The organism is Psychrobacter sp. SCQQ22, from assembly GCF_015864605.1.
In the GTDB taxonomy this organism is placed as follows: domain Bacteria; phylum Pseudomonadota; class Gammaproteobacteria; order Pseudomonadales; family Moraxellaceae; genus Psychrobacter; species Psychrobacter fozii.
The window spans coordinates 1-21,849 of the sequence record NZ_JADYWZ010000006.1; the positions used below are offsets into that span (position 1 = coordinate 1).

Genomic DNA, 21,849 nt, shown 5'->3' on the forward strand with positions numbered 1-21,849 from the left:
GCTAAAGAGACCTAAGCAGCGGTAGTTCAGTTGGTTAGAATACCGGCCTGTCACGCCGGGGGTCGCGGGTTCGAGTCCCGTCCGCTGCGCCATATCTAAAACGAATTTAGACTTTCGAGTTTAAGCAAGTTTCGCCTCAAACATTAGATTGTTTGAGGTTTTTTTGTGTCTGTGATATCACCTAAAACTCAGATTGGTGTGTGACTAGACTTTCTAATAGAGAAGAACAGACCATCTAAAACATTTAGGTCCTAATGCTGTCCTTATTCTCTGCCTTCCTATTCTATTTCTTACTTTATCGTGTATCGCATTTTACGATTGATCAAGGGAAAATAATGCTGCTTTTACTTCTACTTAAGGTTTGCTCAGCTAATCTTTCTCATTTCTAAGGTTGAAAGATGCCTAACTTGCAAAATAGGCTGGCTGGCAAACAAGACAATCACACCAACTAATGAAAACACACCAAAGGCGTAGAATGCAGTAGCAGCACCATACCGATCCACAATCAAACCAGTAAAGATGACAGGCACACTAAGCCCTATATATGCCATCAGAAAATAGCCTGCACTCGCACGTGCTTGCTCATTGCCAGCCGAGCGTGCGACTCCTAGCATACCTCCTAAATAGACAAAGCCATAACAACTACTGCTAGCTAAAAAAGCAGCCAAAAGAATCACTGGAAGGTTGGCGTTCAACGTTCCCCAAGCCAACAAAGCATATGCTGGTAGTAAGATCAAAAGACCAAGCTTGCTTGAGATTTGAGGGTCAAGTTTTCGGGCGATTGGCTGAACGATCAATCCACAACTGATGGCTAACATAGAGGATATCCCTGCATACTTAGCGAGTCCATGCGTGGCCAGTACAGAGGGAATAACTGACAACACCAATCCTGTCGTCGCCCAACAAATCAAAATACCGCTGCCATACCAAATGACTTCACGATTAAAATAAGGTAGCCGTAGCATAGATGTGGGCAAATTAGTGCGTTTAGGTGCTGTCTCTGGTAATTGATATAACAAAAACATAGCGAGTATCCCGCTCGCTAGCAGTAAGAAAAAACTGGCTGGCTGATCGGTTTCATAAAACATCAAAGAAACTGTCGTCAATACAGGACCAAGACCAAAACCTATCGTCGTACTGGCCGTCACCCACGCTGTCGCACGCATCGTATCTGATGAGCCAAGCAGCTCAATCATATAGGCCGTCGCCGTAGCAGCCATCAGAGCCGTTCCCACACCCAGTATGAATCGCGCTACTGCTAACGCTCGCGTGTACGGATAAAACAACATGAGAGCCGTCGCCGCTATTGATAGTGCCAAAGAGATTAAAATGGTCTTGCGTCGTCCGATTCGATCAGACAACCCACCAAAAGCTAATAATACGGGTATGACGCCTAATACATAAAAGGAAAACGCTATCGTAGTTGCTAGTACGCCATAGCCATCATTGTGTGCATAAACGGCATACAGCGGCCCTTGGATATTGACGCTTGTCGTTATTACGCATAAGGCAAATGCCAAATATTTATTGTATTTTTTCGTGGTCATATATCGCTGCTTTTTGAAGAGTGATCATTGAATTGACTGAGGTTAGAGCGATTCACAGTAGAATGACACCTACCTCTACATCGTTTTATGTTCAATGATTAAAACAAAAGCGCAGTAGGTTATCTACATACAATCCAGTACAATTAGACAGAACTGTTTGGTCTATAGAGCCCATACAGTTCGGATATCGAGTCAATATATTTTCTCATCTATAATTTTGAGACAAGACTTCATAGAAGCTGACCTACCAAAAAATGTAAAAATATGAATAATAAGTTAACACGTATCGAAATTGTCATGGCTGACGTAAGAGAGAAAATAGCGACCGTTATCTATATGCCAGAATCACGTCTGCCGTCTGTACGGGCAGCCGCTAAAAGCTATGGATTTTCACCATCTACTGTGGTTGAAGCTTATGAGCGCCTGCAAACTGAGGGAATTATCTACTCTCGGCCTGGTGCAGGATTCTACGTGGCAGAGACGACAGCGCCGCTATCATTGACAGATATAGCGCCAAAAATTGACCGAGTGGTAGATCCATTGTGGGTATCACGGCAGTCACTGGAGCCACCCGATGGTGCGCTAAAGCCAGGCTGTGGCTGGTTACCAGCGGACTGGCTGTTTGAGGCGGGTATACGCCGTGGTTTGCGAAATGTGGCAAAAGCTGACGCCTCCATTATCAGTGAGTATGCAACGCCGCTAGGACTGTTAGCATTGCGTCAACTACTCACGCGGCGTATGGCAGGATTGAGTATCAATGCAGAACCGTCACAGGTGATATTGACGGATTCAGGCACCCAAGCGATAGATTTGATTTTTCGATTTTTACTGACGCCAGGTGATACGGTTGTCGTCGATGATCCTTGCTATTTTAACTTTCGAGCACAGCTGCTTGCTCATCGAGTCAAAGTGGTTGGTGTTCCTTATACGCCAAATGGGCCAGATGTAGAGGCCTTTGCAGCGATTTTAGATGAGCATAAGCCGCGCTTGTACATCACCAATGCTGCCATTCATAATCCTACTGGCGCAACGTTATCACCTGCTACGGCATACCGTGTATTACAGTTGGCCCAAGCGGCTGGTTTATACATTATCGAAGACGATATTTTTGCAGACTTTGAAGTCAAGCCTGCAGCGAGATTGGCGGCTTTGGATGGGTTATCACGAGTATTCTATATCGGCAGTTTTTCTAAAACGTTATCCGCATCCCTACGCTGTGGTTATATTGCCGCACCTATAGAATGGGTCGAGAGTTTGGTAGATTTAAAGATAGCCACTGGCTTTGGTGGCAGTCAGTTAGCAGCGGCCGTTGTGTTCTCCGCGTTGACTGATAGCGGCTACCGTAAGCATATGAATGATATCCATATTCGGCTGGTAAGCGCGCGTACTCATACGCTACCACGACTGGCTAAATTAGGCATCGTACCGTGGCTGCTCCCACAAGCAGGTATGTTCCTATGGTGCCGATTACCTGAGAATAATAATGCGACCGAATTGGCCAATCGCTGTTTATCACAGGGTGTGGTATTGGCACCGGGCAATGTTTTTAGTCAGTCGGACAATGCTGAGAACTTTATGCGGTTCAATGTGGCGCAAATGAGTCATTCAAAAGTTTTCGAGGTATTGGCTCAATCGATGACTTAGGTAGTTAGCTTTCTATAAGTTGCTCGATAGGGTTTGAAAGTAAAATATCGCTAATTGAAGCAAGACTTTACTCACAAAAAAACCGCCTTTAATAAAAGACGGTTTTTTGTGTTAGCTTACTGTTAGACAGTCTATTTATACTAATCTTGTAGATAGCTTAATAGACGCATAAACTCAATGTACATCCACACTAGCGTGGCAAGTATACCAATACTGAATAGCCACTCGTAGTCTTCAGAGATGCCCATTGCCACACCGCGGTCGATATTATCGAAGTCCAATAGCAGTGTGAAAGAAGCAATAACAATAACGAATAAGCTAAAGCCAATAGCGATAACGCCGCCTTCAAACAAGAAAGGTAAGCTTGAGCCAAATGCCAAAGAAAGCACCCACTGAGCCACATAGACCAGCATGATAGCGATAACTGCTGAGGTCACGATTGAGCGGAACTTTTGAGTTACTTTAACGAGACCCGAACGATATAGTCCTAGCATAACGGCTGCGGTGACAAAAGTTGCACACATTGCAGTCACGGGCACGCTTGGATACATTCTCATAAAGAAAAGTGAAATGCCGCCTAAAAATATACCTTCTAGTAGTGCATAAGGTACGGCCAAAGTCTTGGCTTTTTGTGGCTTAAAAGTGATGAAAAGAGCCAGAACGAATGCAGCAATCATGCTACCAAAGGCTGCCATCGTGATAAAACCCTGCGATAGACCTGCCATAAGTGCATAAAAGAAAAAGCCCACACCAGTGATAGCTGATAGCCCAAGTAATAGACTGGTCTTTTGAATAACACCCTTGACCGTCATTGGATTCCCGCCGATCGCAAGTTCTGCGCGACTGACAATAGGATTGGCCATATATATGTCCCTAATAATAAAATATAAATGAGTTAGATAACAGCTACTTTAGCAAATCCGCCATTATTGTCAACTGTGTTTGCGTGACGGCCATAAAGGCCTGACGACATTCTGTAGTTGCTTATTAAATTATAATAATGTGATGCTATGTAGCTAAATAAACACGTTTAAAAGTAACGTATGATGGCTTTTATATGGGGTCGATTACGACAGTTAACAACGATAATTCATAAACATGCTAGTCTAAGCGCTCATTTATCGCTATCATTACCTAGTATTTTAACGTTATACCGAGCCGTTTTATGGAAAACTCAGCGCAGTCAGCCAGATTGCCACACTTACATGAGTCAGAGCTGTTTCACGCTATCAAAAACCCTGCTTTTAGGCGTATCGGATTGATGGGCCGTGCAGGCAAGCGTAGTGTCACCCAAAGCCTCGTGCAGATTGCCCAAACGATCAATGATATGAATCTCACATTGATTATGGATGTGAAGACGGCCAACTTACCAACATTGAATCTCACTGAGATTGAAAAAGTTAAAATCGTTAAGCGCAGTCTCATCGGTGAAATTTGCGATTTGGTCATCGTTGTTGGTGGGGACGGGTCGATATTGCATGCCGCCGAAGCTTTAGCACGTTACCGTGTTCCTGTGCTGGGCGTTAACCGTGGTCGGCTTGGGTTTTTGGCAGATGTAAAGCCTGATGAGGCGGCGTTTAAGCTACGCCAAGTATTGATGGGTGATTACCAGCTTGACCATCGGTTTCTGTTGACCATGGAGATACGAGAAGGTCGTAAGATTATCCACGAAGACATGGCGCTCAACGATATCGTATTACATGCTGGGAAATCAGTACACATGATTGATTTTCAGATGAAAATTGACGAGCATGATGTTTATAGACAGCATAGCGATGGTTTGATAGCGGCCACACCGACTGGGTCTACCGCTTACGCATTGTCAGGTGGTGGCCCTATCATCCATCCAAGTATGGATGCGATCTGTCTGGTGCCTATGCACCCGCATACGCTATCTAGCAGGCCTATCGTAGTGAGCGGTAACAGTGAGGTGTGTATTCGTATTCACGAAGACAATCGCACGCAGCCGATGGTCAGTGCAGACGGTAAGCCGAGTGTACCACTTGAGCAAGAGCAGCGGCTCTATATTCGCAAGCACCCTGACAAGCTCACGCTATTGCATCCGCCAGGGTTTGATTTTTATGAAGCCTGTCGTACAAAGTTGCACTGGAACGTCCATGCTGAAGAATTCAGTCTGGATGTCGATGATGATATTATGGATGATGACGAATAACTTTATCCGTTATATAAAAACGTTAGATAGAATATGCTATAAAAAAATAGTAGTGGAGAGTAGATAAGATGGATAAGCAAACGATATTGGCAAGTTTGACGCCAGAAGTGGCTGATAAATTTCGTATGGCGATTGAGATAGGTAAGTGGCCTGATGGCCGTAAGCTAACCGCTGAACAGCGTGAAACTTGCATGCAAGCCATCATGGTTTGGGAGCATGAGCACCTACCACCTGCTGAGCGTACTGGCTATATCCATAGACCAGTAAAAGACGATGGGTCTGTCGTTGGAGCAGAATGTGATGTTGAGCATGAACATCATTATCCTAATATGCCGAATCCTAAAGGGGCCGTGCAACCCGTCAAGTTTCGTGATAAATAAGCATTTATTATCGATGTAAATCACAATAAAAAAGCCACGCTATATATAGCGTGGCTTTTTTATTGCTTGATGATTTATTAAAGTGCAGTCGTATCGACACTAGGGCGTACTGTTAGTGGGTTTTTTTGCATCAAAAACCCTTGCCAACCCCAATGTAAAAAATTACGAATATTGGCATGATCGGTACCATTAGGGGTTGCTTGAACTTTGGCATAATGCTCACCGAATAGTTTTAGCGTGTCTAATTGATCAAGGCCGTGAAGTTTCGCAAAGCCAAAAATCTTTGCACTGCCTTCATTTTCACCAGCTGCATTATGTACCATGCCGTTAACGAAAGGGGCAGGTGCATAGCGATAAAAATCATCAATAAAACTGATGACATCATTGAATCCAATGGCTTTTTTGTTCAAACCATTAAGTAGAGCCGATATGTCTGATTGGCGAATACTCATAAATAAATGACCTCAGAGCAGATTAGAAAAGTGAAAATATATCGATTAGCGATTAAAATAGTCTTCATCATCGAAAGAAGGCGCAAAACTGCCTTGCTCAAGATGTTGCATTTGCGACTGTACAGAACGCTCATGCTGAATACGTTGATAAATCTCTTCGCGGTGTACGGCAATATCTTTAGGTGCATTTACACCGATACGTACTTGATTGCCTTTGACACCTAGGACAGTCACACTGACCTCATCACCAATCATTAGCGTTTCGCCCACGCGGCGTGTCAAAATTAACATGCGTCACACTCCTTATGTCGCATCAACAAATTATTACTCATTAGATTACTTCTCAATTGCAGGACATCACCGCAGTATTAAACATACTATATATCAGCATAACTAAAATAATTAGCGTAGTGCCAATGGCGGTAATGATAGGTAGATTCATTTAGCCCAAATGAAAGCCCATTATAGGGGGCATGGCAGAGACTGTCACGAGTTTTCACAAAACTATTAGGTAACTACTAACGTCAGCAATAATAAAAAATAAAAATAGGATCTCAAGAGACCCTATTTAATTGAACGTATTATTGAATGTTATTAGTAACCCATGAGTGGTAACTGCGCCAGCCAAATCTATTACTGTTAACTAAAATAATAGCCCAGCCACTATAAAGAGCACATCAGGATTATAGGTGGCTATTATAGCCCAGCGATTTTACTTTCGCCATCTTCGCGATCCAAACCAAATGCGGTATGTAATGATTTAACCGCTTTTTCTAAATGTTGATCTTGAATCAGTACAGAGACTTTGATTTCGCTGGTCGATATCATTTGGATATTGATGTTGTTTTCAGCGAGCGTCTGGAACATAAGACTAGCGACACCGGCGTGCGAGCGCATGCCAACACCCACTAGTGAGACTTTCACAACTTCACTATTACCTAAGACTTCTTTTGCACCAATCTCGTCTTTGACTTCTTCATTCAGCACTTTCATGGTTTTGTCTAAATCAGAGCGATTGACAGTAAAAGTAAAGTCGGTTGTGCCATTGGTCGAGAGGTTTTGTACGATCATATCGATTTCGATATTGGCGCGTCCAATCGGACTCAAGATAGCAGAGGCAATACCAGGGTGGTCAGGTACACCGCGCACTACAATTTTTGCTTCGTCTCGGTTAAAGGCGATACCTGAGATGATTGCCTGTTCCATACTATCTCCTTCGTCTATCGTAATTAAGGTGCCGACATTGTCTTGAAATTCTTGGTCAAAGCTACCGTCTGTGTTTTCATCAAAGCTAGATAGTACACGTAAAGGTACACCGTATTTACCAGCGAACTCTACGGAACGAATCTGTAGAATCTTAGAGCCAAGACTTGCCATCTCAAGCATTTCTTCAAAGGTAATTTTTTCAAGTTTCTTAGCTTTTGAGGTGACACGAGGGTCAGTGGTGTAGACGCCATCAACATCGGTATAGATTTGACACTCATCCGCGCCCAAAGCAGCCGCAATAGCGACACCCGTAGTATCAGAGCCACCGCGCCCTAATGTGGTCGCGTTACCTTCATCATCAATACCTTGGAAGCCTGCAACGATGACAATATTGCCAGCATCTAACTGCTCACGAATGTTTTTATCATCGATGCTTTCGATACGGGCTTTATTGTGGGCGCTATCGGTCTTAATTGCGACTTGACGGCCAGTAAATGAACGTGCACCGATACCAAGCTCTTTAATCGCCATTGCGAGCAATGAGATAGAGACCTGCTCACCTGTCGAAACCATTTGGTCATATTCACGAGGATCAGGCTGAGTGCTAATTTGGCGAGCCAGATCGATCAAACGGTTGGTTTCGCCGCTCATGGCAGATACCACAACGACCACTTGATGACCGTTGTCATGCCAGCGTTTGACTCGTTTGGCGACGTTTTTGATGCGGTCGATACTGCCCATCGAGGTGCCGCCGTATTTCTGTACTATTAACGCCATAAAAATCTACCTATTATTCATTAATGGCCTTTTGTTATCATCAATAAGAGCCAATGTCGCCATGTGATGCTCAATCAATGTTTGCATAGACAAAGCCGTATTATAAGAGTTGCGCCATATGCCTTTTATTTATTCCATGGTACTTATATTTAATGGTGCTTAACAGTTAATGAATGAACAATGTGTTCAAACGTTGACCTTTATATCATATCTACGTCACCACGTTAAGTGCTAGTACGGCTTAGATGTATGGCGATTGGTTATAATGGTTATAACCAATCACGTATTGTACATTTAATCATGCAGTGTTTTGCTCAGTTGGCTCTCTACTATCTAGCCAAGCTGGTCTGCAATCCAAGCAGGTAAGGCATCGATGACTGCTGCACTGTTACCAGACTTTGGTGCGCCGCCTTGTGCATAGTCAGGCTTACCGCCACCTTTACCACCCAGCTCACCTGCCAAGTGACGAATGATATCACCCGCTTTTACTTTGGCTATGACAGATTTCGCTACACTGGCTGCTAGGGCTAACTGATCGTCTTTGTCACCTACTAATACAATTACGCTATCTGGAAGTTTCGATTTGATATCGTCCATCAGCGTACGGATTGACTTACCATCGACACCGCTTAACATACTGATAAGTACAGGCGTACCTGCGATAGTCTGCACGTCATCAAGTAAGTTGGCTGCTTGAGCACTGGCGATTTTTTGTTGCAAGCGCTCTAGTTGTTTTTCTAGATCACGTTGCTTATCTGCCATGGTACGGACACGCTGGGCGACTTCTGGACGTTTTACTTTAAGCTGACTGGCAAGCTCGCTTAATTGTTGCTCGCTTTGCTGAATGTTTTTGACCGCATTCATGCCAGTAACGGCTTCAATACGGCGAATACCAGCAGCAATGCCTGACTCGCTCGTGATTTTCAACAGGCCAATATCACCAGTACGCTGTACATGCAAACCGCCACACAGCTCGATAGAGAAGGGCTTGCGTTGACCATCTACGATACTGTCTGTACCCATGGTAAGCACGCGAACGTCACTGCCGTACTTTTCACCAAACAGCGCCATTGCACCGTTTTTCATGGCTTCATCAATCGACATGTTCTCGATACGGGCAGGGGTATTGGCTTGGATTTGCTCATTGACGAGACGTTCGATACGGCTGATTTCAGCAAGGCTAACGGGTCTGTCATAAGAGAAGTCAAAACGTAATACTTCGCTTGATACTAGTGAGCCTTTTTGCGTGACCGCGTCGCCCAATACCTCTCTTAATGCTGCATGTAATAGGTGCGTAGCTGAGTGGTTTTTGGCACTCGCCGCACGGATGCTAGAGAGTACTTGCGCATCAGCCACTTGCTTAACATTAATCTCACCCATGGTGACAACACCATAGTGAATAATGGCTTGACCAGATTTTTTGGTATCTTGAACTTCAAAGACACCAGATGCGGTACGAATTTCGCCCAGCTCACCAACCTGACCACCACCTTCGGCATAAAATGGGGTACGGTCAAGCACAACAACACCTTCCATACCTTCATTCAAGCTGTCTGCTGAATTGCCGTCTTGATAAAGCGCATCAATCGTCACGCCGTCTTCTTCAAGTTGCTCATAACCAATAAAGGTCGTCGGCGTTTCTACTTGAATGACGCTGCTATAATCGACATCGAACTTACCAGCATCACGCGCACGCTCACGTTGCGCTTGCATGTGCTCATCGAACTCAGCTTCATTGATAACAATACCGCGCTCACGAGTGATGTCAGCGGTCAAATCAAGCGGGAAGCCATAAGTGTCATACAGCTTAAAGGCTGCTTCACCAGATAGCGTGTCACCATCTTGCAACCCTTCGAGCTCGCTGGCAAGCAAACGCAGCCCTTGCGCTAGTGTCTTAGCAAACTGTGTCTCTTCTTTTTGAATGGCATTTTCAATAGCGCTTTGCTTGTCTTTTAGCTCAGGATAGGCGTGGCCCATTTCAGCAACCAATGGTGCGACCATCTTATAGAAAAAGTCACCATCTGCACCCAGCTTGTTACCGTGGCGCACTGCACGACGGATTACACGGCGTAGCACATAGCCACGGCCTTCGTTGCTTGGTGTGACACCATCAGCAATCAAAAAGGCAACGGCACGAATGTGATCGGCGATGACTTTCAATGATGATTGCTGCTCATTATCAATCTCTAAAATCTCAGCTGCTGCATCCATCAAATGGATAAACAAATCGATCTCATAGTTGCCATGGACGCCTTGCATGATCGCACTGATACGCTCAAGACCCATGCCTGTATCCACACTAGGGGCTGGAAGTGGTAATAGCGTACCGTCTTTTTGACGGTTGAACTGCATAAACACACAGTTCCAAATCTCGATATAGCGGTCGCCATCTTCTTCAGGTGTGCCCGGTAGGCCGCCCTCGATATCTGCACCATGATCATAAAAAACTTCAGTACAAGGACCACAAGGACCTGTGTCACCCATCGTCCAAAAGTTATCTGACGCATACGGCGCGCCTTTGTTATCACCAATACGAATGATGCGATCACTTGGGATGCCGATATTCTTGTTCCAAATATCAAAGGCTTCATCATCGGTTTCGTAAATGGTGACATATAAACGGTCTTTATCAATTCCTAACCAGTCACTCGATGTCAAAAACTCCCAAATATACTCAATACCGGCTTGCTTAAAGTAATCGCCAAACGAGAAGTTACCGAGCATCTCAAAGAAAGTGTGATGACGGGCAGTGTAGCCGACATTATCTAAATCGTTGTGTTTACCGCCAGCACGTACGCACTTTTGCGAGGACACAGCACGTGTATAGTCACGTGGTTCCATGCCCAAAAATGTCTCTTTAAACTGATTCATACCGGCATTGGTAAATAGCAATGTCGGATCGTTATGCGGAATCAGACTAGACGATGGGACTGTAGTGTGCTGCTTGCTTATGAAAAAATCGATAAAGGCTTGGCGAATATCGGCTGAGCGAAATGGCTGGCTCACAGCGGCTCCTTACTGACGGATAGAATTGAGTAGATGAAGTAAAATAATTTTGCAAGCGATTTTAGCACAAACGCCCAAGCTCTTGGTACAAGAGTTACAACTGCAGGGTTATTCTGTGGATATAGTCAATACTATATAAACAGATAGCGTGTCAGGATTGCTAATTCTACTAGTCGTAGTGCTTTCACTTGCCTTCATTATTGTATCCAAATTATCTTGAGCCGACCATAGCCAGTATTTTAAAGCATTATGAAATCTGGCTCGCAAATGAATTAGTTGGTCAAAATCGCTGCATCAGTTTCGTCCAATCTATCTTGTATCAATGGATTGGATTCAATCACCTGTACTGGCAAGTAGCGCAGTTGTAGTTTAATGGGTAAATATTTGGGAAAGTTTGTCACCATATCTTGGGTAATTGCTAATTCAATTTGACGGACATCGTATGAGCTAGGCGTTGTCTCCCCGCGAATAACAGCACGTACGACTTGGTTGTCATCGACAGTTTCGAATTGGGTATTGGTTAGCACGTTGCCCTTATCAATAAAATAACTATTGATGGTTTCTTTGACGCTACTCTCAAACACTTGCTGTTTGGCATTGGTCTGTAGATTGATGGTCAAATAAGTACCCAAGCCACCTAGCAATAATAAAGTCACAGCGTTACGTCGCAAAAAAGTTAAGTAAGTATTTGATTTATAGTCATCATCAACCAAGCGGCGGAACCCTAGCAGCCAAAGCACTAAGGCATTGGTAAATTGAATGGCAATAATATTGGTGATGGCTAATAAAAATGCACCGAGTCCGAGCTGTAGCTCACCATTAGCCAATAAAATACCACTAGCAGCCAGTGGTGGCACTAGTGCTGTGGCAACGGCTACGCCCACAACGGCAACCGAGAGGTGCGGCGAGACCATCGCATAAGCACCAGCAGTACCACCTGCTAGAGCAATCATCAAATCCATGGATGTTGGCTGAGTACGGGACAGTATTTCTGCTGTTAAAGGCTGGTCTTTGTGTAGCCAGCCCACGATAAAGCCAACCAATATCACCAATGACACACCGATGAGCATGGTGATAAGTGACCTGCGCAGTAGCGGCATACGATGGTCAATAATGGCTAATGCGACACCAGTAATCGGTCCTAGCATCATGGCCACTAACATAGCTCCAATGACCACCGCTGCTGAGTTGGTCACCAGTCCATAACTGGCGATAATGGCAGACAGTATGTTCATGATGAAATACATTTTACTAGGCAGCGCATTGGCTTCAATTCTTACTCGGACTTCTGGATAGTCTACTTTTTGATTGCTAAATTGCTCGGCAACAAACTGCTTATAAGATTCTAGTTTGGCTTCCTTTTGTTCTTTAACTTCTTCCTCTAGGTCTTCGCTATCTTGATCTGTTTGATTGTTGGTCTCATCCTTTATGGTGACTTTTTGAGCATTGTCTTTATTATGCTGACTGCTTTGTGTTGTAGCACTCTTATGCTTATTTGCAATAGCGTTTGTTGATTCATTTACGGATTGCTCTGAATCCACACTCTGTTCTATCGAGCTGTCTTCTATATCACTATCAGAAACTGTTACTTCAGCGTCGGCTTCCTCTTGAGAGGTTTGCGTAGTGCTGTCATCATAATCTTGACTTTTTTTTGTAGATTCAGGATTTTCTAGGTGAGTATGTTCAATATCAGTATGGTTTGAATCTGGTTCAGTCTCTGGTGTTAAGTCTTCAGTAGAAGGCCGTGATTTATCTTCAGAGGTGTTGGATTCAGGTGTTGTGGTATCAGGTGTCTCTAATGTCGCAACTGCTACATCTGGACTGATCGATTCTATGATTACTTTTGCGTCAGGATTTTGTGTATCTGCCATGTCCTTATCGGATTCATTTTCGTCATGATGCTCTAAATACTCTGAAGGTTCAGCATTTTTTGCAGTACTGTCTGGCTCAGAGCTATCAGTCTCATTCGCGACCATAGCGTTTTCTTTTTCAGGCTTAGTCATCGCTAATGATTGTTTGGTAGTACTCGTATCATTAGGCGGTTTTTCTTCAGATGAGGTCATAGCAGGTAGCTTTTTTAGAAAGACAAAGAAAATCATTATTGTAATGATAAATAGAGGAAGGTGTATGAGTTTTTTGCGAACAAGAAGAGAAGTTAGTCGGTAACTGATAATAGCTGAAAGGTAATATTTATGATATTGAGACTACCAGAAAAAACCTTAATATTAACATGGCTTTTGCTCTGAATCATCTGTTATGGCTACTCTATGGGTCTATATTAAATACTTACTTTTAATGTGGGTTTAGTGTATAAAGGTACTATATCCATAATAAAAGTAAGGAGTATCTTATGAACTGGCCATTATTTTCTGTCATTTATTCAATAGCAGCAACCGTTACCATTGGTGTGTTTATAGTTGCCACGTTAGTAACAGGTTTTAATGAGATATTGCATGTGCAAATAGCAGTCGCATTGGGCATTTTGGTATCTATCCCAGCAGGGTTATTCTTTACCAAAAAAGTCGGTAGTATCACTGGCAATGAGGAAGGGTATAAAGTGTAGGACATTTTGAACACTCACAGATAGTCTCTGTCAGCGCCACGATTGAATGTTTAACACGCTTTAAGATATCTTGAGGGTATTCAACCATCATTTATAGTCAGACATAAAAAAAGACCTTGATATAGTTCAAGGTCTTTTTTGGTCACTATAATAGTGGAGTGTTATTGAAGTTCGACTACTGCGCCATTTTCAACGTTTGCATAGACCTCTAGTACATCCCAGTTGGTCAAACGCACACAACCTGCTGACCCTTGACGACTGATGCCTTCAGGTACTGGTGAGCCATGTAAACCATAAGAAGGTTTAGACAATCCCATCCAAACAACGCCTACTGGATTATTTGGTCCTGGTGCGATCATATGCACTTTCTTTTGAGCACCTTCGCCGACTGTTGACTTATACCAAGGCATTTTCACTTTATTGATGATCTTGAACGTACCTTTTGGTGATGGTGTAGCAGCACTACCGACAGTCGTCGGATAGGTAGCAACCAGTTTGTCACCATTGTATGCATACAGGGTTTGGTCTGCTTTGTTAGCAACAATACGGTTGATACGTTGGTTAAGCTCGCCACGGTTGTTCAATACTGTGATGGTTTCACCGACTTTGTACTCTTTGTTCTTGTTCAACTTATCAAGGTAGCGTACGTCCATGTGGAAACGTTCGCCGAGCATCTCTTTGATGTCTTGATAATACAAACCTTTCATTTTTGACTTGGCTTCTGAACCAGAAGGAGTAGTCGCAAAGTTGGTATCAAGATCTGCTTTAGTCAGCGTATAGGTGACCAGTACGGGCTTATTAGCAGGAATGTTTTTGATCAAAGCATCCCATGTTTTTTGGTCCATTTTACCGTTAGCAGTCAAACCCTTCATGGTTTGAAAGTTGATAAGGGCTTTTTTACTGTTCATACCCCAACCACCATCGATAGGACCAGGAGAAGCATGGTTCCAATCGAGTAACGCTTGCATCTTGATAGTCATCGCTGAGTTGACTTTCATGTTTGGTGACCAGACAGAACTATTCACTTGCTTGGCATAGTTTGATAGGTTCAAGGTAGTGTGTCTTTTACCATCTTTGTCTTCGATATTTTTGATGGTAGGGTCATCACTAAAGTCTTGACGTTTTTCGTTTTCAGGCAATTCAAAAGAAAGTGGATCAGATGAATCGATAGAGGCTAGGTTGCTAGGAGCAGCAACCGCTTGACCTTCGCTTATATCGTCAGTACGGTCAGCCTGCTCATCTTTACGCATCAGCTCAGCTGCGCTCATATTATCAGGCGCCGCCGCTTTCGGTGCTTGTTTTGAATCGATTAGCTGCGTCATGTTGTCAGTCGCTGTACGACTGTCTAACGAGTTGCTGCGATTTTCTTGCACATTGAGGCTAACTTTTTTCGCAAGCGAATCCGCTGTACGTACTGGCAATGTGCGAGTCGTATCGGCAGTGGCAGCAATGGCACTAACGCTGACAGCAGCGATAGAAATAGCAGTAATAATAGGCTTTATTTTCATCATGTTGAATCACTTGTAGTTGGTACTAATGTGGCTATTATGCGCATAATTTGGATGCTTCGCAAACTTTAGACACATCTTTTTTCACTTAATGCTTGCCAAACGTCAACTGCTGACGTATTCACTACAGTTGGGTAATAACTGAGCGAGAGTTTAGATAGGGTAATAGCTCATGATATGACTGAAGTTAATTACATTTCCTATTATCTCTACAAACACAAAAATGCAAATATTGGCGCTACTTAGTGTTTATGTCTATAATGTATAATTAGAATATTAATTAATAGATCGGCTTTTAGTAGAAGCGATTTAACCCACCCACATGTCGTCAACGAACATGTAATCAGCAAGGTATGATATGTCAGAAGACCAAACAATGAGCGCAGAAGAGTTTCAAAACCAGTACTTCAATGACGATAGTCTAGAAGATAATATGGCGTTTGATTTGGAGTCTGGGCTTCTCGGTGAGGACGATCAATTTGCCAATTTGCATGCAGAGCTAGAAGAAGCGCGAGAGCAGCTCGTTAGTATTCGCGATTTCATTCGTTTTTCAGTGACTCAACTACGCAATTATGATGTGGTTGTCGCCCAAGGTACTACCGATGAATTCGCAGAGGCGTCTGCCATTGTATTGCATTCATTGTCTCTAGACTGGTCAGCGAACGAGCAGATTCTTGATTGTCGTTTGACGACTTCAGAGAAACAGCTAGTGCTAAGCCTGCTAGAAGAGCGCATCGCTGAACGTAAGCCACTCAGTTATTTGATTAACTTGTCATACTTCTGTGATTTGCCTTTTTATGTCGATGAGCGTGTTTTGATTCCACGTTCACCGATAGCAGAATTGATACGTCAGCAGTTTCATCCTTACTTTGAGGTGACTGAATTGGCCAAGCCTTTAGGAATCAGTCCTAACGAGCAAGGCGCAGCATTTTACGATCATGGTTTAGACGTCAAGCAACTGTCGCAGCCTGAGCGTATTTTGGATATGTGTACCGGTTCTGGCTGTATTGCTATCGCGCTTGCGACCCGTTTCGTCGATGCATTGGTTGATGCTGTCGATATCGATAAAGGTGCGCTGGAAGTAGCGATGGTCAACGTTGATCATCATGATCTTGGTCATCAGGTTAATGTGATTGAATCAGATCTGTTTGCGAAGATTCCTACTGAAAACCAGTATGAGCTCATCGTCACCAACCCACCGTATGTCGATGCGGCCATCATGGCAGACTTGCCACCTGAGTTTTTATATGAGCCTGAGCATGCACTAGCTGCCGGTCAAGATGGCTTAGACTTGGTACATCGTATCTTGTTTGAAGCACCAGACTATCTAAGTCCAGAAGGTCTGCTAATCTGCGAAGTGGGCGATAGCGAATGGGCATTAAAACAAGCCTATCCTGAAATCCAGCTTGACTGGTTAAAGTTTGCCCACGGCGGTCATGGTGTTTTTGCGATTACCTATGATGAGCTCATGACCCATCGTCAGTTGTTTGCCTCTTATGTACAGCTATTAGACAGCATTCAATAGTCAAATATGGGTCGTGACTAGGTACTGATTATCATAACAATCGGTCATTTTCGTCACAGTCACAAACGATTGATAAAATAAGCATAAGTTGTGTTTACTTATTTAAGGATAGATATGGCAGGCAATAGTATCGGACAGGTTTTCACTGTCACTACGTGTGGAGAGTCGCATGGCGCAGGCCTTATGGCTATCGTCGATGGCGTGCCACCCGGTTTGGTTTTGTCTGAAGAGGATTTGCAAGTAGACTTAGATCGCCGTAAACCGGGCACGTCTAAGTACTCGACTCAGCGCCGTGAATCTGACGAAGTTGAGATTATCTCTGGCGTCTTTGAGGGTAAAACGACAGGTACGTCTATTGGCTTACTGATTCGTAATACCAATCAAAAATCTAAAGATTATAGCGAGATTAAAGATACTTTTCGTCCGGGTCATGCCGACTATACCTATAGTATGAAATATGGCTTTCGCGATTATCGTGGCGGTGGTCGTTCATCAGCACGTGAGACGGCGATGCGCGTTGCGGCTGGTGCTATTGCAAAGAAATATCTGCAAGACCGTCTAGGCGTGCAAGTCCGTGGTCATGTGACTCAGATTGGCAATGAATATAGTAACGTCACAGATGTTAGCCAAATTGATTGGGAATTCGTAAATAGTAATCCATTTTTTTGTGCTGACAAAGAGGCGGTGACTCGTTTTGAGTCATTAATTGATAACTTGCGCCGTGAGGGCACCAGTTGTGGTGCTCGTCTAGAAGTTATCGCAAGCGGTGTCCCTGTTGGACTTGGCGAGCCAGTTTTTGATCGATTAGATGCAGATATTGCTCATGCCATGATGAGCATCAATGCGGTAAAAGGCGTTGAAGTTGGTGATGGTATGGCAGTGGCTGGGCAGTTCGGTCACAGCTCTCGTGATGAGCTAACACCAGACGGTTTCACTGCCAATCATGCTGGCGGTATACTGGGCGGTATCTCATCCGGGCAAGACATCCGTGTCAGTATCGCTTTGAAGCCAACGTCTAGTATTACCACCGCTGGCAAGAGTATCAATACGCAAGGTGAGTCGATCGATATGCTGACCAAGGGTCGTCATGATCCGTGCGTTGGTGTCCGTGCCACGCCTATCGCAGAAGCCATGCTAGCGATTGTATTGCTCGATCATTACCTGCGTCATCGTGGTCAAAATGGCGATGTGAAGCAGCCGGTAGAGTCGATTACTTAGTCGTTTGGTTTAGCTAATTATTCAAGAAAAGTCTTTTCTCTGTCGATGGGTTTCATTGATAAGGTAAAAGACTTTTCTATTTTAGAACTTATAAGCTATCGAACTGTAATGAACTTTACCAATGAGCTTTTACACCTTGAAGCTACTTATCCTTCTGTGACAATGATATTTTTAGCAGAATGTAAAAATATTCTTCTATAACAAAAATTCTTGTTATATCCTCTAGCTTCTGCGTATTGCTCATGAATAATAATTTCATAGTCGCAAAAGCCATCTGCTGAAAATATAAAGTCGCTACCTTGACTCTCTATAATTGGGACAAGGTCACCATCATTATCATATACGCGCGTACCCCAACCTACTGATATGTCTATCGGCTGCTTTGCTGTTTGAGTACTAAAACGAATTGAATATTGCGTCTTACCTTTAGGTGTGATAACTAAACTTTGTTGCTTGTCTATCTCTTCTAAGCTTGGGTCTGTGCTTTTAGAAAAATACTCGCCTTTTACTGAGTAAATATCATAGTCTGTTTTATTGATTAATTTAATATGAGTAGCAAAAAATTCGCTGTAAATAAACAATACTGTAAGAAATAGTAGTAACAATTTTAGTGGTTTGTTTCGTGATGACATAGTAATCATAATATGCACTTAATAATTTAAGCCGCTATTTGATAAGCATCAATAGCCACACACCGCTGATGGCGAAATACCAATAATACCTGCTGACTGGGAATAGCGAGCCAATGTCCAAACTCAATACTATCGATACCTTGATTTGACAAAATCTGTGCGCAATGATGACGACTATGACCTAGCAAGCTTTCAATCAATTGACCTGCGATAAGCTTGTTATTAACAATATGGTTGGTAATAAGTGTGTGTTGCATCGTATTTCTATCCTTAATCTGTCTTACGAATTTGAATAACGCTATCGTAAGATAATAAGATAGAAAACCTGTGTAGGAATGATGGAAGTTTAATGAATTTTATTCGCGAGCTAAAGGCAGCGTAATGCTAACCATCACACCAGAATGTAGGTATCTAACAGCACTACTCTCGCCAGTTTCAGAACCTTCATTGCTATGCACGTTGTTAATAGCAACATGACCTCCGTGGTGTTCGATCACTTGTTTTACTAACGTTAAACCAAGGCCAGTGCCTTTTTTGAGAGTGTTGCCAGACGTGCTAGGCTGTTCTGGTTTGGTTTCTGCGATTGATTGCTTATCAAATGAAGGCTCTGATGACTGATTGGGCTGGCTTGCTGCGCTATAAGTGGCTTGGCTCTGATGCGACAAACTAAAATAGCGGTCGAAGGCTTTTTTTACGGCATAGTCGGGTAGTAATTTGCCATCGTTAAATATATCAATGGTTACTATCTGCACTGTATTGTGAATATGAATATTGACCGTGTTCTCAGCAAAGTGTATGGCATTATCTAATATGTTCTGTAGCACTTGCACTAACCAGAACTGATCAGCAAAGACACTGGTATTTGCCAATATATTCGGCTGTAAACTTGTGGTGTCAGTGAAGCGTGCATCATCGATATAGATGTCAATAGGTGCTAAAAGCTGCTGTTGCAATTTGGCGGTATTATTTTTTGCAAGGGTTTGTAGTAATGGTAATAGAGGCGTCAGCTGTTGGTTTAGCTTAAAAGTTGGTTGCTCAATTTTGGCAAGTAACAGTAATCGATCAATGAGCTGCTGCATTTTTATGCTTTGTTCACCGATAGTTTGGATCAGCATCTGCCGATCTTCAATGTCTAATGCGCTACTATCGAGACCATCATCCTCTAACAATTCACTGCTGGCACGAATTGCGGTCAATGGGCTTTTCAACTCATGGGTGAGGGTATGGACATAATCGGTCACATAAGATCGGTTTTCCAATCGATGTTTCATGGATTCAATCGTATCTGTCAGGCTATTAAGCTCATGACCTAAGTAAAAATAGGGTTTTTTGGTATCCTCAGCTAATGCGCTGGTATATTGAGTAACCAAAGTAATGCTTTGCTTAAGCCACCAAGCTACCAGTCCTGCCAACATCAGGGCAGCGATGCTCATAAACAGCGCGGTAATCAGCATACGATTGCGCGTATCATCCAAATAAGGCAATACGCTAGCGACAGGCTTACCGACGCTGACGATGCCAATCAGATTGCCAGCGGCGTCTTTTATAGGCTGCGCCACATACATGATCGTGCCATCGCGCTGATTGTGATCTCGCGTGGTACTTCTTGCGCCATATTGACCTTGTAGAGTCAAATAGACATCGTTCCAACGACTATAATCTTGCCCCTCATCGTTGTCAGGGTAAGGCAGAGAGTCATATATAACCATGCCCGAACGGTCTGTGACATATATCCGAAAACTGCTATAGCTTTTATTTTTATATTCTGGCTCTCTGGTTTTGTTCGTCGCTGGCGTGCCAATAAATGCTGAATCCAGTCTTGCTTGATAAGCCTCCTCATATAGCTGCCCAGACGATAATGGCACCTGCAAGCTGACCGCGAGCAATTTACTGGTATCTAATAACGTGTCTTCGATGACTTGCTGCGCTGTCGGTTTGACATAGCCGAATAGCTGAGTAAACACCACTACACCGCAAATGGTCAACACCAATGCAACGGCTAACCAAATTCTAAAAAATATACTTAGATTTAGCAGTCGTTTTGGCTCAGTCGTTTGCTGCGCGGTGCCAATAGGATGTAACTTTGCATACCAGTTACTTTGATTAGCATTAGCAGGATGATCAACGCTATTATTAGCGTGGTTATCAACGATATCATTCGCTTTATTGGTCATATTTTTATCAGTGTTGCTTGCAGTTATAGAAAGTCAGTACTAAGTAAAATATAGCTAAGCGGGACATAACGCATAGCCCAATCCACGGTGCGTATGGATGACATCGATGCTAGCATCTACGGTAGCCAGCTGCTTACGAATTGACTTGATATGGCTGTCTATCGTTCTCGCCAAGCGATGATCCGGATAGTCACTGACTGCATTTAACAGTTGCTCACGACTAAATACTTGATTGGGTGCTTGTAATAAGGTCAATAAGATTTTGCGCTCGGTATTGCTCAGCTCTAGCTTTTGCTCTTGCCACATCAATGAGTAATTGAGTGGTTGGTAATGCCAGATACCAGACTGACATTCAAACGTTAATGCTTGCCCAGTCATATTATTAGACGGGTTATCATTATCTACTGAGTTAGTAGGAGCGGATGACTGTTGAGACAGCAATTGCTCACGTCGCCAAATGGCTTTTAGGCGGGCGACCAACTCTCGCGGGCTAAAGGGTTTGGCACAGTAATCGTCACCACCCATCTCCAAGCCCAAAATACGATCGACCTCATCACTACGTGCGGTCAAAAACACGATAGGAATGTCTTTTAAGGCATCAATATCAGGTGTATGGCGTATTTGTTGACACAAGCTGAGACCATCGCCATCTGGCAAGCCAACATCCAAAATAATGGCTGATAGATCGCTTGCGGCCTCACTATGTAGCATCGGCAGTACGCTACTGGCATTGTCTAACCATGTGATTTGCCAGCCTTCACGCTTGCAGGTGACCTTGAGCGACATTGCGATGGCGGGGTCATCTTCTACCAGTAAAATATGAGTCATGACGGTATACTTATTTTAGAAAAATGTGTAAAAAAATGGCTGCTTGACGCGATGGTTAATAGATAACAATCGCATAGATACTGTCAGTGTCCACTTTGCTGAATAAAGTTTGTATTTGGAGTTAGGGAAAGACTCCAAAGTTGTTGGGATTATCCTAGCATAAAAGTCCCAAGGCATTTTGTGAATGCTTGTCAAAAGCGATGAAAAATTGATGGA

The 21,849-nt window shown here is 43.4% G+C and carries 17 protein-coding genes, 1 tRNA gene and 1 pseudogene; 7 read left to right on the plus strand and 12 right to left on the minus strand.

Annotated features, from left to right (window positions below; genetic code table 11):
* Nucleotides 1–15: 15 nt before the first annotated feature.
* Nucleotides 16–92: transfer RNA gene (locus I6E84_RS08965), tRNA-Asp, on the plus strand.
* Nucleotides 93–365: 273 nt separating this feature from the next.
* On the opposite strand, the gene I6E84_RS08970 is transcribed toward I6E84_RS08965, so the two are convergent.
* The gene (locus tag I6E84_RS08970) at nucleotides 366–1,547 is read right to left on the minus strand and encodes an MFS transporter (RefSeq protein WP_197217600.1); all 1,182 of its coding nucleotides are present in this window, start codon (nucleotides 1,545–1,547) and stop codon (nucleotides 366–368) included.
* Between the two features lie 264 nt (nucleotides 1,548–1,811).
* Between I6E84_RS08970 and I6E84_RS08975 the strand changes: the two genes are divergently transcribed.
* Complete coding sequence (locus I6E84_RS08975; RefSeq protein WP_197217601.1) at nucleotides 1,812–3,191, plus strand: PLP-dependent aminotransferase family protein; 1,380 nt, start codon at nucleotides 1,812–1,814, stop codon at nucleotides 3,189–3,191.
* Between the two features lie 140 nt (nucleotides 3,192–3,331).
* Here I6E84_RS08975 and I6E84_RS08980 read toward each other — a convergent pair whose 3' ends face one another.
* The gene (locus I6E84_RS08980; RefSeq protein WP_110922643.1) at nucleotides 3,332–4,054 is read right to left on the minus strand and encodes a Bax inhibitor-1/YccA family membrane protein; all 723 of its coding nucleotides are present in this window, start codon (nucleotides 4,052–4,054) and stop codon (nucleotides 3,332–3,334) included.
* A 302-nt stretch (nucleotides 4,055–4,356) separates the two neighbouring features.
* Here I6E84_RS08980 and I6E84_RS08985 point away from each other — a divergent pair, with 302 nt between their 5' ends.
* Nucleotides 4,357–5,364, plus strand: coding sequence for an NAD(+) kinase (locus I6E84_RS08985; protein ID WP_181416247.1), 1,008 nt, complete (start codon nucleotides 4,357–4,359; stop codon nucleotides 5,362–5,364).
* 68 nt (nucleotides 5,365–5,432) lie between these two features.
* Entirely contained in the window at nucleotides 5,433–5,744 is a 312-nt protein-coding gene (locus I6E84_RS08990; protein ID WP_197217602.1) for a YeaC family protein, read from the plus strand.
* Nucleotides 5,745–5,821: 77 nt separating this feature from the next.
* Here the strand turns inward: I6E84_RS08990 and I6E84_RS08995 are convergent, their stop codons facing one another.
* The 5 genes and pseudogenes from I6E84_RS08995 to I6E84_RS09015 all read right to left on the minus strand — a co-directional run bounded on the left by I6E84_RS08995 (nucleotide 5,822) and on the right by I6E84_RS09015 (nucleotide 13,248).
* Entirely contained in the window at nucleotides 5,822–6,196 is a 375-nt protein-coding gene (locus tag I6E84_RS08995; RefSeq protein WP_110922646.1) for a HopJ type III effector protein, read from the minus strand.
* A gap of 123 nt (nucleotides 6,197–6,319) precedes the next feature.
* Nucleotides 6,320–6,487 (minus strand): annotated as a pseudogene (gene csrA / locus I6E84_RS09000) (carbon storage regulator CsrA); the annotation flags it as partial.
* Between the two features lie 405 nt (nucleotides 6,488–6,892).
* A complete protein-coding gene (locus I6E84_RS09005) occupies nucleotides 6,893–8,179 on the minus strand; it encodes an aspartate kinase (RefSeq protein ID WP_197100008.1) in 1,287 nt (428 codons plus the stop codon).
* Nucleotides 8,180–8,512: 333 nt separating this feature from the next.
* Nucleotides 8,513–11,185 (minus strand): alanine--tRNA ligase, encoded by a 2,673-nt coding sequence (alaS, locus tag I6E84_RS09010; RefSeq protein ID WP_197217603.1) that lies wholly within the window; start codon nucleotides 11,183–11,185, stop codon nucleotides 8,513–8,515.
* A gap of 272 nt (nucleotides 11,186–11,457) precedes the next feature.
* Nucleotides 11,458–13,248 carry a DUF389 domain-containing protein gene (locus I6E84_RS09015; protein ID WP_197217604.1) on the minus strand — a complete coding sequence of 597 codons (1,791 nt, stop codon included), beginning with the start codon at nucleotides 13,246–13,248 and terminating at the stop codon, nucleotides 11,458–11,460.
* A gap of 287 nt (nucleotides 13,249–13,535) precedes the next feature.
* Here I6E84_RS09015 and I6E84_RS09020 point away from each other — a divergent pair, with 287 nt between their 5' ends.
* Complete coding sequence (locus I6E84_RS09020) at nucleotides 13,536–13,748, plus strand: hypothetical protein (RefSeq protein ID WP_110922650.1); 213 nt, start codon at nucleotides 13,536–13,538, stop codon at nucleotides 13,746–13,748.
* Between the two features lie 161 nt (nucleotides 13,749–13,909).
* On the opposite strand, the gene I6E84_RS09025 is transcribed toward I6E84_RS09020, so the two are convergent.
* On the minus strand, nucleotides 13,910–15,259 hold the full coding sequence (locus I6E84_RS09025) for a L,D-transpeptidase family protein (protein ID WP_181416248.1): 1,350 nt from the start codon (nucleotides 15,257–15,259) through the stop codon (nucleotides 13,910–13,912).
* A 355-nt stretch (nucleotides 15,260–15,614) separates the two neighbouring features.
* Here I6E84_RS09025 and prmB point away from each other — a divergent pair, with 355 nt between their 5' ends.
* Both prmB and aroC read left to right on the plus strand, forming a co-directional pair.
* Nucleotides 15,615–16,781 (plus strand): 50S ribosomal protein L3 N(5)-glutamine methyltransferase, encoded by a 1,167-nt coding sequence (gene prmB, locus I6E84_RS09030; RefSeq protein ID WP_110922651.1) that lies wholly within the window; start codon nucleotides 15,615–15,617, stop codon nucleotides 16,779–16,781.
* Nucleotides 16,782–16,895: 114 nt separating this feature from the next.
* Nucleotides 16,896–17,999, plus strand: coding sequence for a chorismate synthase (gene aroC / locus I6E84_RS09035; protein WP_110922652.1), 1,104 nt, complete (start codon nucleotides 16,896–16,898; stop codon nucleotides 17,997–17,999).
* A gap of 146 nt (nucleotides 18,000–18,145) precedes the next feature.
* Here aroC and I6E84_RS09040 read toward each other — a convergent pair whose 3' ends face one another.
* From I6E84_RS09040 to I6E84_RS09055, 4 genes are all read right to left on the minus strand, one after another.
* On the minus strand, nucleotides 18,146–18,640 hold the full coding sequence (locus I6E84_RS09040; protein WP_110922653.1) for a hypothetical protein: 495 nt from the start codon (nucleotides 18,638–18,640) through the stop codon (nucleotides 18,146–18,148).
* 17 nt (nucleotides 18,641–18,657) lie between these two features.
* Nucleotides 18,658–18,888 carry a hypothetical protein gene (locus I6E84_RS09045; protein WP_197217606.1) on the minus strand — a complete coding sequence of 77 codons (231 nt, stop codon included), beginning with the start codon at nucleotides 18,886–18,888 and terminating at the stop codon, nucleotides 18,658–18,660.
* Nucleotides 18,889–18,987: 99 nt separating this feature from the next.
* A complete protein-coding gene (gene creC, locus I6E84_RS09050; protein WP_197217608.1) occupies nucleotides 18,988–20,805 on the minus strand; it encodes a two-component system sensor histidine kinase CreC in 1,818 nt (605 codons plus the stop codon).
* Nucleotides 20,806–20,859: 54 nt separating this feature from the next.
* Nucleotides 20,860–21,633, minus strand: coding sequence for a response regulator (locus I6E84_RS09055; protein WP_197217610.1), 774 nt, complete (start codon nucleotides 21,631–21,633; stop codon nucleotides 20,860–20,862).
* Nucleotides 21,634–21,849: the final 216 nt, after the last annotated feature.

What these genes read in the sequence shown, in the direction of transcription:
- I6E84_RS08970 (WP_197217600.1), bottom strand. Translation starts at nt 1,547, where the DNA reads ATGACCACGAAAAAATACAATAAATATTTGGCATTTGCCTTATGCGTA.
- I6E84_RS08975 (WP_197217601.1), top strand. Translation starts at nt 1,812, where the DNA reads ATGAATAATAAGTTAACACGTATCGAAATTGTCATGGCTGACGTAAGA.
- I6E84_RS08980 (WP_110922643.1), bottom strand. Translation starts at nt 4,054, where the DNA reads ATGGCCAATCCTATTGTCAGTCGCGCAGAACTTGCGATCGGCGGGAAT.
- I6E84_RS08985 (WP_181416247.1), top strand. Translation starts at nt 4,357, where the DNA reads ATGGAAAACTCAGCGCAGTCAGCCAGATTGCCACACTTACATGAGTCA.
- I6E84_RS08990 (WP_197217602.1), top strand. Translation starts at nt 5,433, where the DNA reads ATGGATAAGCAAACGATATTGGCAAGTTTGACGCCAGAAGTGGCTGAT.
- I6E84_RS08995 (WP_110922646.1), bottom strand. Translation starts at nt 6,196, where the DNA reads ATGAGTATTCGCCAATCAGACATATCGGCTCTACTTAATGGTTTGAAC.
- I6E84_RS09005 (WP_197100008.1), bottom strand. Translation starts at nt 8,179, where the DNA reads ATGGCGTTAATAGTACAGAAATACGGCGGCACCTCGATGGGCAGTATC.
- I6E84_RS09015 (WP_197217604.1), bottom strand. Translation starts at nt 13,248, where the DNA reads ATGACCTCATCTGAAGAAAAACCGCCTAATGATACGAGTACTACCAAA.
- I6E84_RS09020 (WP_110922650.1), top strand. Translation starts at nt 13,536, where the DNA reads ATGAACTGGCCATTATTTTCTGTCATTTATTCAATAGCAGCAACCGTT.
- I6E84_RS09025 (WP_181416248.1), bottom strand. Translation starts at nt 15,259, where the DNA reads ATGATGAAAATAAAGCCTATTATTACTGCTATTTCTATCGCTGCTGTC.
- prmB (WP_110922651.1), top strand. Translation starts at nt 15,615, where the DNA reads ATGTCAGAAGACCAAACAATGAGCGCAGAAGAGTTTCAAAACCAGTAC.
- aroC (WP_110922652.1), top strand. Translation starts at nt 16,896, where the DNA reads ATGGCAGGCAATAGTATCGGACAGGTTTTCACTGTCACTACGTGTGGA.
- I6E84_RS09040 (WP_110922653.1), bottom strand. Translation starts at nt 18,640, where the DNA reads ATGATTACTATGTCATCACGAAACAAACCACTAAAATTGTTACTACTA.
- I6E84_RS09045 (WP_197217606.1), bottom strand. Translation starts at nt 18,888, where the DNA reads ATGCAACACACACTTATTACCAACCATATTGTTAATAACAAGCTTATC.
- creC (WP_197217608.1), bottom strand. Translation starts at nt 20,805, where the DNA reads ATGACCAATAAAGCGAATGATATCGTTGATAACCACGCTAATAATAGC.
- I6E84_RS09055 (WP_197217610.1), bottom strand. Translation starts at nt 21,633, where the DNA reads ATGACTCATATTTTACTGGTAGAAGATGACCCCGCCATCGCAATGTCG.